This window comes from Pseudomonas fluorescens (assembly GCF_002022275.1).
Taxonomy (GTDB): Bacteria; Pseudomonadota; Gammaproteobacteria; order Pseudomonadales; family Pseudomonadaceae; genus Aquipseudomonas; species Aquipseudomonas fluorescens_AJ.
In genome coordinates this window covers 40627-53711 of record NZ_MSDF01000002.1, presented here as the reverse complement: position 1 = coordinate 53711, position 13085 = coordinate 40627, and the positions used below count along the sequence as shown (strand labels likewise).

The following is a 13085-nucleotide window of genomic DNA, read 5'->3' as shown; positions in this document are numbered from 1 at the left end:
AGGGCGGAACCCATATCAGCCATGACCCAAATAACGGATATGTACTCAACAAAGACATGCATACACACCGATGGTTTACCGCACGCTTATACTCCCCCCCTGGCGATCAACCTATCCAAACCAACCGGAATCCCCCATGAGCACCACTCTCCCCATCCCCCCCACGCGCAAGCCCGTCGCGCCGTTGCTCGCTTTCATCATCCTGGTACTCGGCGCCCTGTTCCTGCAAAACACTGTCGACTCACGCCAGGTACTGTTGCTGGTAGTCGGCGCCGCGCTGGGCCTGACCCTCTACCACGCCGCGTTCGGCTTCACCTCCGCCTGGCGCGTATTCATCAACGACCGTCGTGGCGCCGGCCTGCGCGCGCAGATGGTGATGCTGGCAGTGGCGGTATTACTGTTCTTCCCGGCTCTGGGCGCCGGCACATTATTCGGCCAGCCAGTGGTCGGGCTCGTGGCGCCGGCCGGGATCTCAGTGGTATTCGGTGCATTCATCTTCGGCATCGGCATGCAATTGGGTGGAGGCTGTGCATCAGGCACCCTGTTCACCGTCGGCGGCGGCAATGCGCGGATGCTGGTGACGCTGTTGTTCTTTATCTGCGGTTCATTGATCGCCACCCACCATGTGGATTGGTGGTTCGCGCTGCCGGCGTTTCCGGCGGTGTCCATCGTCAAGAGCTTCGGCGTGATGCCGGCGCTGGGACTGAGCCTGGTGGTGTTCGCGCTGATTGCCTGGGTCACGGTTCGCCTGGAAAAGCGCCGTCATGGCCAACTGGAAGAGGGCGTGAGCAGCGAACACACCGGCCTGCGCCGTTTCCTGCGCGGGCCTTGGCCGCTGGTGTGGGGTGCCATCGGCTTGGCGCTGCTCAACTACGCGACGTTGGCCCTGGCCGGGCGGCCGTGGGGCATTACGTCGGCGTTCGCGCTGTGGGGCGCCAAAGTGGCGAGCGGTTTGGGGGTGGACGTGGCCAGCTGGGCGTTCTGGCAAATGCCTGGCAATGCCAAGGCCCTTGCCGCGCCGGTGTGGGAAGACATCACCAGCGTGATGGACGTGGGCATCATCCTCGGCGCCTTGTTGGCCGCAGGCCTAGCCGGGCGTTTTGCGCCGAGCCTGAAAATTCCGGCGCGCTCGCTGGCGGCGGCGGTGATCGGCGGCCTGCTGCTGGGCTATGGCTCGCGCCTGGCCTATGGTTGCAACAATTTCAGCGGCATTGCCTCGGGCAGCCTGCATGGCTGGGTATGGCTGGTGGCGGCGTTTATCGGCAACAGCGTGGGCGTGCGCTTGCGACCCTTCTTCTTTGCGGGCGAACGGCAGCAGGTGGCGTTGAGCGGTTGCTGAGCGGTTAAACCTCTAGCAGTAGGGTACCAGGATGATTCGAGAGTTAAGAACCTTTGTATCCGCCGCCCGGCGCGGCACCTTTGCCGCTGCCGGGCAGCAGGTCGGGCTGACGCAGTCGGCGGTGAGCGCGCAGATCAAGCACCTTGAGGACGCGCTGGGGGTCAAGCTGTTCGACCGCACCGGCCGCTCGGCCACGCTCAATGCCGCCGGGCAGCGAGCGGTGCCGCTGGCGGAGGAGATCCTCGATATTTTCTCGCGCATGGGCACCCCCGACAGCGCCAACAACTTTCACGGCTCATTGCGTATCGGCGCTATTGGCAGCGTGCAGACCGGCATCCTGCCAGAGGCGCTGGTGGCCCTCAAACAACGCGCGCCTTTTATCGAAGTCAGCCTGGTGCCCGGCGTGTCGCTGAACCTGCTTAGCCAGGTAGATGCCGGCGAGCTGGACCTGGCGATCATGATCCACCCGCCGTTCAGCCTGCCCAAAGACCTGAATATCGAAGTCATCGCGCGTGAGCCCTTTGTGCTGATCACCGCAAAGGACGTGGAGGGCGATGACCCCCTGCAGATCCTGCGTGAGCAACCCTTTGTGCGGTACGACCGCGGCTCCTTTGGCGGTCGCCAGGTCACGCAGTTTCTAAAGGAGCAAAAGATCCAGACCCGGCAAACCCTTGAACTCGACGAGCTGGACGCCATCGTCAAGATGGTGCGCAGCGGCCTCGGGGTTTCACTGGTGCCCCTGGCAGGTTTGTGGCTGGAACACGGCAGCGACGTGCGGGTTTTGCGATTGGATAAACTCACTTTCTATCGCGAAATCGTCTTGCTGACCAAGTACACCCAGCGCCAACTGCCGCTCTTCGCGTTGTTCAGGTCGTGCGTCATGGAAGTGCTGGGTGCGCCGAAATAGCGCGCGAGCATCGAAATTATTGAGGCTCAGGGCGAAAGATATGCGCTTTATCCGCAAGGGTTTCTGGTGAAGAATCGAGTTCTAACCAACAGAACTTGCAGGTAACCGCCGTGAGCCTTTCACCCTTTCATTTAGCGATCCCCGTGTACGACCTCGCCGCCGCTCGCCACTTTTACGGCGACGTGTTTGGCCTCTCGGAAGGCCGCTCCAGCGCGCAATGGGTGGACTTCGATTTTTACGGCCACCAACTGGTGATCCACGAACACCCCAAGACCGAATCCCAGGAGTCGGTGCACTCCAACCCCGTGGACGGGCACAACGTGCCGGTCCCGCATTTCGGCATCATCTTGCAGTGGGATCAGTGGGAAGCCCTGGCTGACCGGCTGCGTGCCCGCGAGACTCAATTCGTGATCGAACCCTACATCCGCTTCCAGGGCCAGGTCGGCGAGCAAGCCACCATGTTCCTGTTTGACCCCTGCGGCAACGCTCTGGAATTCAAGGCGTTCAAGGACATGAGCCTGCTGTTCGCCAAGTAACGGTTACCCGCGCGACCGTCGCCAACAGAGCGACGGCGTTAACAATACGTGAAGCCTGACCGGGCGGATCTTCATGCCTGCCGCCTGCGAGAAACGACGTTATGTCCGACGTTCACTGTGAAGTGCGTGAGCCGGTACGGCCGGTGCGTGCCGAGCCGTATTGGCGGTTTGAGCCGTGCGGTGACTGCTGCATCGTGGTGGTGTTTGCCACGGTGTTCAGTGCCCAGGCAAATCGCCGGGCGGTAGCGTTCAGTGCCACCCTGCATGACCGGTTGGCGCGTGGCTCTCTCGCGGGTATCACGGATATCATCCCGGCGATGGTGTCGGTGGGCATTCACTATTCCCCGACCCTCTTCGCCGCACGTTATCCCGAATTGATGCCGTATGACGCGGTTGTCGAGCTGCTCGACAGCGCCCTGACACGCCTGCAAAACACGCCGCCCACAACGCCCAAGCGCTTGGATATTCCGGTGTGTTATGAGGGCGACTGCGCGCCGGACCTGCTGGAAATTGCCAGCGCATGTGCCATGAGCCCGAGCGAAGTGATTGCCGCGCACAGCGCACAGTGGGTGGATGTGCTGATGGTGGGCTTTGCGCCGGGCCATCCGTATATCGGCATGCACGACCCCGCGCTGAAACTGTCGCGCCGGGCCGTGCCGCGTACGCGGGTGCTGCAGGGCAGTGTGGGCTTGGCCAACTGCCAGAGCGTGATTTACCCCGCGGACTTACCGGGCGGCTGGAACATTGTCGGGCGCACACCGTTAACGATGTTCAGCCCCGCCAACGAGCCGCCGTGCCTGCTGACGGGCGGCGATCAAGTGCGCTTTGTGCCGATCACCGCCCGTGAGTTTGAGCTTATGACGGGAGAGCAGTCATGAGCATCCACGTGATTCGGCCCGGGTTGTTCTCCGCCTTTCAAGACACCGGTCGCGTCGGCTTCCAGCATTGGGGCGTGCCGGTCAATGGCGCCATGGACCCTGACGCCCATGCGCTGGCGAACCTGCTGGTGGGCAACCCGACCACGGCGGCAACCCTGGAAATGACGATTCAAGGCCCGATGCTGTGCTTTCAAGCCAAGGCATTGATCGCCCTGGCCGGCGCCGATCTGGGTGCAAGCCTGGACGGTATTGCGCTGAAACCGGGGCATGCCGCCCATGTAAAGCCGGGTGCCACGTTGCGTTTTGAAAAGCGCGAATACGGCGCGCGCGCCTACCTGGCTGTCAGCGGTGGTTACGTGCTCGAACCTGTGATGAACAGCTGCAGCACCTATAGCCGGGGCGGCTTTGGCGGGCTGTGCGGGCGGGCGCTGAAAGCGGGGGATGTGCTCCCGATCAGTTCGTCATTTGCCAACCCGCCGCGTTTGACTGTTCCTGCCGCGCTGCGGTTTGCCGCAGCCACCCAGCCCGTGACCGTCCGGGTGCTTCAGGGGCGCGAATGGGCCGACTTCAGCGAAACGGCCCGGCATGACTTTCTGCATGAGCCCTACCAGATGACGGCCGCCTCGGACCGCATGGGTTACCGCTTGGACGGCGCTGCTCTGGACCTGACGCAGCCCAGGCAGTTGCTGTCGGAAAGTGTCACGTTCGGCACCGTGCAGGTGCCGGCTGGCGGCCAGCCCATCGTGCTGATGGCGGACCGGCAAACCACCGGCGGCTACCCCCGGATCGCCCAGGTGGCGAGTGTGGATTTGCCCAGGCTGGCGCAATTGATGCCCGGCGATGAAGTTCGATTTTCAATGATTGATATGCGCACGGCGCAGGCGCTGTTCATTGCGCGTGCACGCCTGCTGAAACGGCTGGAGGCCGCCCACTAGCCACACACATCGCTACCCAATAATAAAAACAGGAGCGCTTCAACATGAGTCAGACCCCTTTCAGAATTCCTACTGTCGAGCATTAAAACCTTTCGGTTACCGATGGGTTTACTTCTGGGTGGAGCAATCCACCTCAACAACTCAAATGACCAACGGTCAGAGTGGAAGGTGTTTATGTCTCGCGTGTTCACTACTTCAGCCCCGTCAGTGCGTGTCGAACCAGCCGCTACAACGGTTGAAAGCAGCTCCGCCAAAATTGCCAGACGTGCAGCCATTGCTGCCGCTACAGGCACGGCGGTGGAGTATTACGAGTTCGGTGTGTACGGCTTCATGGCGACGATCATCGCGCCGTTATTCTTTCCCAGTGACAACGCCGCCGCGGCCTTGCTGGCGACGCTGGCGGTGTTTGGCAGCGCGTTTTTGATCCGGCCTCTGGGCGGGATTTTGCTCGGTCGCCTGGCGGACCGTATTGGCCGACGCAAAGTCTTGTTAAGCACGGTGATCGGAATGGGCACTGCGACGGCAGCGATCGGGCTGTTACCGACGTCGGCCCAGGTGGGCATTGTTGCACCGATTCTGCTGGTGCTCATCCGCCTGGCCCAGGGCTTTTTTGCAGGCGGTGAAGTGATCGGTGCGGCGGCGTTTCTGGCCGAGTCATCGCCCAAAGGTCGGCGCGGTTTTTACGGCGCGTTCACCCCGGTCGGCGTGGCGATTGGCGGGTCGATGGCCGCGATTATCTGCGGCATCACCACCGGCCTGGTCGATGCAGAGCAACTGCAAGCCTGGGCGTGGCGCATTCCGTTTTTCCTCGCCATCCCCTTGGTGATCTTCTCTTGCATCATGCGTCACAACGTTGAAGAAACGCCTGAGTTCAAAGCCTTTCTTGCCGTGGAGAAACCGCCCACGGCGCCGGTCAGGGAAGTACTCACGCAGAACCTTCCGGCGGTGCTGCGCGTGGTGGTGTTCGCCTTCGCGCAGAATGCCGGGTACTACATCGGCCTGGTGTTCATGAACATCTACCTGACCACCTACCTGCACTTTGAAAAGGCAAAAATCTATTGGGTTATCGCCGGCATCAGCCTGTGCATGGCAGCAATGATGCCGTTCTGGGGCGGTTTGTCCGATCGCATCGGGCGCAAGAAGGCATTGACCATCGGCTTTGTCGGCTACGCCGTGCTGGTGATCCCGATGATGGTGCTGATGAACAACAGCAGCCTGTTGATTGCGGTCATCGCGTTTTTTGTGGCGACGCTGCCGATGCCGGTTATCCAGTCCGTGGGCTATCCCACCTATGCCGAACAGTTCCCGACCCGCGTTCGTTACACGGGCATGGCGATCAGCATCAACCTGGGCGCGATCCTGGGCGGCGGCATTACGCCTTACATCGTCACCTCGTTGATCGGCTCGACCGGCAATCTGCTGGTGCCGGGGTTCTTCATGGCAGGGGCGGCAGTGTGTGCACTGCTGGCGTTGACCACATTGCGGGAAACCTCGCAGGGCGAACTTAGACGTTGATACCGAATGTCCGAATCGGTCCTGAAGTGGTCCGGCTTGCGTGTGTCAGCCGGCAGGTAACGTCCCTACCATGGCGTGCATCAGCCTTTCAAATGCACGCCAAGAGGACTCACCATGAGCCGCAAAGCCCTGATCGTTATCGATGCCCAGCATTCCTTTCGTCATTCCACCTACTGGTCCGAAAACGACCTGCCGGGTTACCTGGAAAAACAACAGGCCCTGATCGATGGTTGTGTTCAACAAGGCATCCCGGTGGTACAAGTTTTCCATGTTGAAGAACGGGGGCATTTTTCCATGGCATCGGGCAACGTCAGGACCTTGAGCGAGTTGTCGATCAACCCTGAGCTGATCATTCACAAGCATTTCCATAGCGCCTTTGCCGGCACGCCCCTGGCCGCTCGCCTGACGGAGATGGGCGTCACGTCGCTGATCATCAGCGGCATTCGTACAGAGCAATGTTGCGAAACCACCACGCGCCAGGCTTCGGACAGCGGTTTCAGCGTGGATTTTGTCAGCGAAGCCACGCTGACGTTCCCCATGACCCACGCACGCACTGGCCGGGTGTATACGCCAGCGGAGATCCGCGAGCGCACGGAGTTGGTCCTGGAACAGCGTTTTGCGCGTATCGTCACCGTCGCCCAGGCCCTGGAGAGTTGACCCCGTGAGCGTGCCGGTGCTGTTCGTATTGTTGCCGAACGTGCTGATGCTGGACCTTGCCGGCCCGGCCGAAGTGCTGCGCCTGGCCGCGCAAATTGAAGACCCGGCGGCTGTCGATTTCGACTTGCAATACGTCAGCCCGGTGGAGGCGCTGCACACCTCCATTGGCTTGCCGCTGGGCGGTCTGGCGCCACTGCCGCAACGCCTCGCGCCCGGTACGCTGGTGGTGCTGGTCGGCTCCACCTCGAAGGTGACGAAAGCCCGTCAGCGCGCGTTTGAATCGGCCAGCAATCAGCTGGTGCAGTGGCTGCAAAACGTCTTCGCGCCCTCGGGGGAGCGGCTGGTGTGCGTGTGCGCGGCGGCGTTGACTGCCGCCCGCGCCGGTTTGCTTGACGGTCGCCAGTGCACCACGCACCACGCGTTGTGCGAAACATTGCAGGCCATGGCGCCCGCCGCGCGGGTGCTGGAAAACCGGCTGTATGTGACTGACGGCCCCGTCAGTTGCAGCGCCGGGGTCACGGCGGGGATCGATCTGATGCTGCACCTGGTCGCCGAACTCGCCGGGCCTAGGCTGGCCAGCGCGGTGGCGCGGGACATGGTGGTGTACATGCGTCGCAGCGGTGCTGATCCACAGTTGTCGCCGTGGACCTGGGGGCGCAATCACCTGCACCCGGCGGTGCATCGTGTGCAGGACGCCGTCGCCGCCGCGCCCTGCGAGGCCTGGACGGTCACGCGCCTGGCCGACCTGGCCTGCACCAGCAGCCGCCATCTGGCGCGGTTATTCCACGAGCACGTGGGTGTCAGCCCCCTTGATTACCTGCACCGGCTGCGCTTGGCCGTGGCCCGTGAGTTACTGGCCGAGTCAAGCCTGGACATGGAATCGGTGGCTGAACGCGCAGGTTTTGGTTCGGCGCGTCACTTGCGGCGTATCTGGGGAAAATTTGAAACGGGCACGCCTTCAGCTGGGCGTGTCGCCGGTGTCGGCTGAGTCTAGAGCGGGCTCGGCGGCCAGTTTCAGACGGTCGGCTTTGCTGATGTAGATGTCCTTGTTTTTCGGCGCCAGTTTGGCGCTGGCCTTTTTGGCTTTGGCCTTGAAGAGCTGCTGCAGTTTCTTTTGGCGATTCATGGGTGGCTACTCAACGGGTAATGGTTTGAATGATATCAGCGTCAGTCCCTGCGTTGTGGAGTCGATACAGGCTTAAGCTCACCGGCAGTGTTGTGCGCTTATCGATGCAATCGGCTCCCCGATGGCGCCAGCCTGGCGTGAGGGGCGGGCGCATTCCCGAAAAGAATAAATACTATTCCCCCAGCTCCTCTACTGTGCAAATCCCGGATGGACAATGCTTGTTCAACGGTTCGCAGGTCCGCCCCGGCGGCGGCTCTGGGGTCCCTTGAATCATCCCGTTGGCATTGTTCTACAGGTAGCGTTATGCACAGCAAACGAGTGACACGAGAGCAGGTACTTGAAGCCAGCAAGGGCATGTTGCAGAAGCAGTTTTATGCGGTCTTTTCAACGCCGGCCAACGGTATTGAAGCCGTCATGGACAACCTGCATGAACACCTTGAACACCAATGCAAGATAGAGCGCGACGGCATTCTGGTCGCCGCCGGCCCGCATTGGAGCGACGACGAGCAGTACTGGGATGGCGACGGCCTATTCATCATTCGTGCGACCTCAATTGAACAGGCCAACAGCATTGCCGCGCAGGACCCGATGCATCAATGCGGCGCCCGCACGTTTTCCATTCGCCCCTGGCTGGTCAATGAAGGGCGACTGAACCTGAGCATTGAATTTTCGACCGGGAAATTCACATTGAGCTAATCCTCGCCTGGCGATTCACGTCAAGTCGATACACCTCCCATTACCCCGTCACTTCAGGAATTGATCATGACCCTTCAAGCAAAACTTGATGCCTTCAACGCTGACTTCGTGGCCGGCAAACCGCCCTACAATGCGCCGCCTCAGGTTCACGGGGTGATGAAACGCGCCACCGCCGAACTGATTGCCAGCGGCCAGGCCGAACGCGCATTGAAAGTCGGCGACAAAGCGCCTGAGTTCACCCTTAACGACCCCGATGGCAACCTCGTTTCCTCGGTAGCCCTGTTGGCCAAAGGCCCGCTGGTTATCACCTTCTACCGCGGCGTGTGGTGCCCGTACTGCAACATGGAACTGCAAGCGCTCGAAAGCGCCTTGCCGGGGTTCCGTGAGCTGGGCGCAAACCTGGTGGCGATCTCGCCGCAAAACAACGTCAACAGCCGTAAATCGGTGCGCGAGAATCACCTGAGCTTCCCGATCCTGTCCGACACCTTGAGCGATGTCGCCGCGGCATTCGGCTTGCGTTTCACGCTGCCGGACTACCTGGTGGACCTGTACAAATCATTCGGCAATGACTTGCCCGCCTTCAACAACAACCCGTCCTGGGAGTTGCCGATGCCGGCCCGTTACGTTGTCGGGCAGGACGGCGTGATCACTTACGCGGAGGTCAACCCGGACTACACCCAGCGCCCGGACCCTTCCGAGTTGCTGCCTGCGTTGCGCGGTTAAGCAAAGCACCGTTGTGGCGAGCGGGCCTGTTGTGGCAAGTGAGTTTGTTGTGGCAGTCGGTCTTGTTGTGGCGAGCGGGCTTGCCCCGCGTTGGGCTGCGAAGCGGCCCTGAAACCTGACCGCGCGGTGTATCAGTTGCACCGTGTTGTGTTGATTGGGAGCGCTTCGCACTCCAACGCGGGCAAGCCCGCTCGCCACAACAAGCCCGCTCGCCACAGGGGTGATTCACACCCGGATGTTTGCCACCAGTTGCTCCACATAGTCGGCAAATGCGCGGGCTTTGGCGCTTGCCATGCGCCCGGTCGGGAAGATCGCCCACAGGTGCATTTCCGGCAAGTCCCAGTCTTGCAGCACCGCCACTACTTCGCCGCTCACCAGTTCGGGCCCGAACACCCATTCCGACGAGACCGTGAGGCTGTAGTCCGACAATACCGCCGTGCGTATGCCCTCGGCGGCGCTCATCCGTAGGCGGCCGCTCAACGTGACCGCCTGCTCAACGTCGCCTTTCTTGAATACCCATGAAGCGCCCCCGGCGCCGATCATGTAGATCACTGCCTCGTAACCGGTCAGCTCTGCGGGCGACTGCGGTACGCCGTACCGTTGAAGATAAGCCGGCGTGGCGATCACCCGTCGCCGGCACTGGCCGATCTTTCTCGCGGTGAAGTTCGAGTCGCTGAGGTTGCCCATGCGCAGGGCCACATCGGTGCCTTCCTCAATCAGGTTCATTGAGCGGTCATCCAGGCGCACATCCACGTCGAGCAAGGGGTGCCTGTCGAGGAAACCGCTCAGGTAGGGAAGGATGTAGAGTCGCGCGAACGTCACGGTGGTGGACACCCGCAAGGTCCCCGCCAGCCCGGTGGCCGCCCCGCGCGCAAGCAGTTCGGCTTCGTTGGCGTTTTCGATGACCTTCTTGGCCTGCTCAAAATACAGCAGGCCGGCTTCGGTAGGCGACAAGCCGCGCGTTGACCGGCTGAGCAGACGAACACCCAAGTGCTCCTCAAGCTGAGCGATGTTTTTTGAAACAGCAGGCTGGCCGACGTGCAGACGCCGGGCCGCTGCCGAAAAAGAACCGGTCTCTACCACGTAGACAAAGGTTTCCATCGCCGCCAGCCGATCCATTTTATTCCCCGTTGGAATGACTCATCTCACGGCCAGCAGTCTGCCGGTAATGCTGCGCGGCGTGCAAAATTTTTCTGTCGGTTCCGACGCTTGAGCCAGCGGCTACGTGTTGCCCCTCTCAGCGCATGGTCTCGGCCTCGGCCCAGCATTTCTCTATCCAGTCGCCCAGGGCTTTGACGCGCTTGGCTTCGTATCGATTGCTCAGCCGCACCAGGTGAACCGGCAGGCCGGACATTCCCCATTCCGGCAACAGCTCCACCAGTTCCCCCGAGCTGATGCCTTGCTGGAACAACCAGCGGGGGCCTGAATGAATCCCCGCGCCTTGCCTGACGGCTTCGAGGATGGCACCGACATTATTAAGGTAGAAGACGCCGTGCAGCTCCACGCTTATTTCCTTGCCGTCCTTGCTCAGCCTGAGCCGGGTTCTGTGCCTGTCCTGCCCCAGGGAATACAAGATCGCACGATGCGTGGTCAGGTCCTCGGGTTTTTGCGGCTTACCGTATGCCTGGACGTAGGCACGGCTTGCGCACAAGACATTGGGCATGCTGCCTATCTTTCGGGCGACCAGGTCTGACACCGACAGCTCGCCGACCCTGAGGGCCAAATCGATCGCTTCGCTTCTCAGGTCGAGCCTTGAATCCGACAGCACCAGGTCGATCAAAATTTGCGGGTGCAGTTTCTGAAAGGACGTGAGCCACGACACCAAATGCCTTTCACCGAAGTTGACGGGCGCCGTGATCCGGATCGTGCCGGCGATCAGCGGCGAGGCGCCATCGAGGTCCGCGATGACGCCTTCCATCTCGGCAATCAATGGCCTCATCTGCTCGTAGGCCCTGGATCCCGCCTCCGTCAATGTGACCTGGCGCGTCGTTCGGTTGAGCAACCTGACGTTGAGGCGTTTCTCCAGCGAGGAAATCCTTCGGCTGGCCGACGATGGCTCCAGATCCTGGTCGTCAGCCGCTTTTGTGATGCTACCTCTTTCGACTATTCGGAAGAAAAGGTGCCATAGCGAAATGTCATCATTCATGCAGAAACCGCAATTCTCTTTTGATTTTTGTAGCCTTCCTGTGCACTTATCCCTCAAATACTATCCCCCGTCTACAGCATAGGGATGGTGAGGAAGTACGCATGGAAGCGCAGCAAGACTCCACACGGCGCGCATTGGTCTTACTTGCGGTGTGTACCGCAGGCTTGATTTTGCCGCTCGAGTACACGGGGCCTGCGATGGCTTTAGCCGCCATTGGCGCTGATCTTGGGGGCAGCCCTGTCGCACTTTCCTGGGTTGTGAACGCCTTTGCACTGAGCTTTGGCAGCGCCATCATGGCCGCCGGTACCCTCGCGGACCTGTATGGCCGCAAGAAAATGTTTTGCTGGGGGATTGGCAGCTTCACCATCCTGTCCGTCATTGTGAGCTGCGCGCAGGACGTCGTGTTTCTGGACCTGATGAGAGGGCTGCAGGGGGTCTCGGCCGCGCTGACCATGGCCGGAGGTTCCTCCACCCTCGCACAGGAATACGAGGGGCACGCGAGAACCAAGGCGTTCGGTTTACTGGGGACGGCGTTCGGCCTCGGCCTGGCATTTGGCCCCGTCATTTCCGGTGTGATGGTGGAGTTCTTCAACTGGCGAGCCGTGTTCCTGCTGGGCGCGGTCTTCGGTGGTCTGGCTTGGCTATTGGCTGCCCCCCGGATGCGCGAGACCTCTGACCCGGATGCGCGTCACCTGGATTGGGCAGGCGTCCTGACCTTCAGTGCGATGCTGGTGACGCTGACATTCGCGATCATGCAAATTCCCGAGCATGGCTTGAAAAGCTTCACGGTCCTCGCCCTGCTGGCGGCGGCCGTCTTTTTACTGGCGCTGTTCATCCGGGTAGAGCGGCGCCAATTGCGCCCCATGCTCGACCTCTCGCTGTTCGCAGACAGCCGGTTTGTGGGGGTGCAGTTACTGCCGATCGCGACCGCGCTCAGTTTCATCGTCCTGCTGATTCTCCTGCCACTGCGCTTTGTCAGCGTAGAGGAACTGAGCACCGGGCGTGCCGGGCTGCTGATGATGGCGCTCTCCGTGCCCATGCTCATTGTGCCGTTCCTCTCCTCACTGATGGCTCGCTACATCGCCGCAGCCAACCTGTGCTTTGTCGGCCTGATGATGGCCGGCATCGGTCTCATCTGGCTGGCGGGTGTTGACGTCGGCGCCAGCTGGGTCGCCCTTGGCTTGCCGATGTTGCTGATTGGTGTGGGCTCTGCGATCCCGTGGGGCCTGATGGACGACCTCTCGATCAAGGTCGTCTCGGTGGAACGCGCAGGCATGGCTACCGGCATTTTCACCACCATGCGTGCCTGCGGGGAAGCCATCTGCGTCGCTGCAGCCCTGGCCGTGCTGAACAGCTTGCTTCAGGGCCAGCTTCAAGGCGACCTGGCCGGTCACGCCGCTGCCGCTGTGGCCGCCGAGCTTGCGACCGGGACGCTGGATGCCGCGCAGGCGGGTGCCCATCCGATGACCCGCGAAGCGCTTATGGACACGTATAGCGAGGCGTTCAAAACCCTGACCTACGGCCTGGCGGCGCTGACACTGGCAGCCGCATTGATCAGTCGCTGGGCGCTCCGCGAGCTCTCTATCACGCGCGCCACAACTGCCGAGCCTCGCACGGGTCGGTAGAG

General features: G+C 61.4%; 14 protein-coding genes. 11 read left to right on the top strand and 3 right to left on the bottom strand.

Features of this window, described 5'->3' with window-relative positions:
• Window positions 1-136: 136 nt before the first annotated feature.
• The 8 genes from BFW87_RS01560 to BFW87_RS01525 all read left to right on the top strand — a co-directional run bounded on the left by BFW87_RS01560 (window position 137) and on the right by BFW87_RS01525 (window position 7755).
• On the top strand, window positions 137-1339 hold the full coding sequence (locus BFW87_RS01560) for a YeeE/YedE family protein (protein ID WP_078738244.1): 1203 nt from the start codon (window positions 137-139) through the stop codon (window positions 1337-1339).
• Window positions 1340-1370: 31 nt separating this feature from the next.
• The gene (locus tag BFW87_RS01555; protein ID WP_078738243.1) at window positions 1371-2246 is read left to right on the top strand and encodes a LysR family transcriptional regulator; all 876 of its coding nucleotides are present in this window, start codon (window positions 1371-1373) and stop codon (window positions 2244-2246) included.
• A gap of 110 nt (window positions 2247-2356) precedes the next feature.
• Complete coding sequence (locus BFW87_RS01550; protein ID WP_078738242.1) at window positions 2357-2782, top strand: VOC family protein; 426 nt, start codon at window positions 2357-2359, stop codon at window positions 2780-2782.
• A 101-nt stretch (window positions 2783-2883) separates the two neighbouring features.
• The gene (locus tag BFW87_RS01545; RefSeq protein WP_078738241.1) at window positions 2884-3660 is read left to right on the top strand and encodes a 5-oxoprolinase subunit B family protein; all 777 of its coding nucleotides are present in this window, start codon (window positions 2884-2886) and stop codon (window positions 3658-3660) included.
• Window positions 3657-4595 carry a biotin-dependent carboxyltransferase family protein gene (locus BFW87_RS01540; protein ID WP_078738240.1) on the top strand — a complete coding sequence of 313 codons (939 nt, stop codon included), beginning with the start codon at window positions 3657-3659 and terminating at the stop codon, window positions 4593-4595. Before BFW87_RS01545 ends, BFW87_RS01540 begins: the two co-directional genes overlap by 4 nt.
• 174 nt (window positions 4596-4769) lie before the next feature.
• Complete coding sequence (locus BFW87_RS01535; RefSeq protein ID WP_078738239.1) at window positions 4770-6110, top strand: MFS transporter; 1341 nt, start codon at window positions 4770-4772, stop codon at window positions 6108-6110.
• A gap of 114 nt (window positions 6111-6224) precedes the next feature.
• The gene (locus BFW87_RS01530; protein WP_078738238.1) at window positions 6225-6767 is read left to right on the top strand and encodes a cysteine hydrolase family protein; all 543 of its coding nucleotides are present in this window, start codon (window positions 6225-6227) and stop codon (window positions 6765-6767) included.
• A gap of 4 nt (window positions 6768-6771) precedes the next feature.
• Window positions 6772-7755, top strand: coding sequence for a GlxA family transcriptional regulator (locus BFW87_RS01525; protein ID WP_078738237.1), 984 nt, complete (start codon window positions 6772-6774; stop codon window positions 7753-7755).
• Here BFW87_RS01525 and BFW87_RS01520 read toward each other — a convergent pair.
• Complete coding sequence (locus BFW87_RS01520) at window positions 7726-7893, bottom strand: DUF2986 domain-containing protein (protein ID WP_078738236.1); 168 nt, start codon at window positions 7891-7893, stop codon at window positions 7726-7728. The genes BFW87_RS01525 and BFW87_RS01520 overlap by 30 nt on opposite strands.
• A gap of 303 nt (window positions 7894-8196) precedes the next feature.
• Here BFW87_RS01520 and BFW87_RS01515 point away from each other — a divergent pair, with 303 nt between their 5' ends.
• Window positions 8197-8589, top strand: coding sequence for a YciI family protein (locus BFW87_RS01515; protein WP_078738235.1), 393 nt, complete (start codon window positions 8197-8199; stop codon window positions 8587-8589).
• A gap of 66 nt (window positions 8590-8655) precedes the next feature.
• The gene (locus BFW87_RS01510) at window positions 8656-9312 is read left to right on the top strand and encodes a peroxiredoxin-like family protein (protein ID WP_078738234.1); all 657 of its coding nucleotides are present in this window, start codon (window positions 8656-8658) and stop codon (window positions 9310-9312) included.
• Window positions 9313-9537: 225 nt separating this feature from the next.
• Here the strand turns inward: BFW87_RS01510 and BFW87_RS01505 are convergent, their stop codons facing one another.
• Window positions 9538-10431: a LysR family transcriptional regulator gene (locus BFW87_RS01505; protein ID WP_078738233.1), complete on the bottom strand. Its 894-nt coding sequence runs from the start codon at window positions 10429-10431 to the stop codon at window positions 9538-9540.
• 118 nt (window positions 10432-10549) lie between these two features.
• On the bottom strand, window positions 10550-11458 hold the full coding sequence (locus BFW87_RS01500; RefSeq protein WP_078738232.1) for a LysR family transcriptional regulator: 909 nt from the start codon (window positions 11456-11458) through the stop codon (window positions 10550-10552).
• Between the two features lie 101 nt (window positions 11459-11559).
• Here BFW87_RS01500 and BFW87_RS01495 point away from each other — a divergent pair, with 101 nt between their 5' ends.
• Complete coding sequence (locus BFW87_RS01495; RefSeq protein ID WP_078738231.1) at window positions 11560-13083, top strand: MFS transporter; 1524 nt, start codon at window positions 11560-11562, stop codon at window positions 13081-13083.
• Window positions 13084-13085 lie beyond the last annotated feature (2 nt).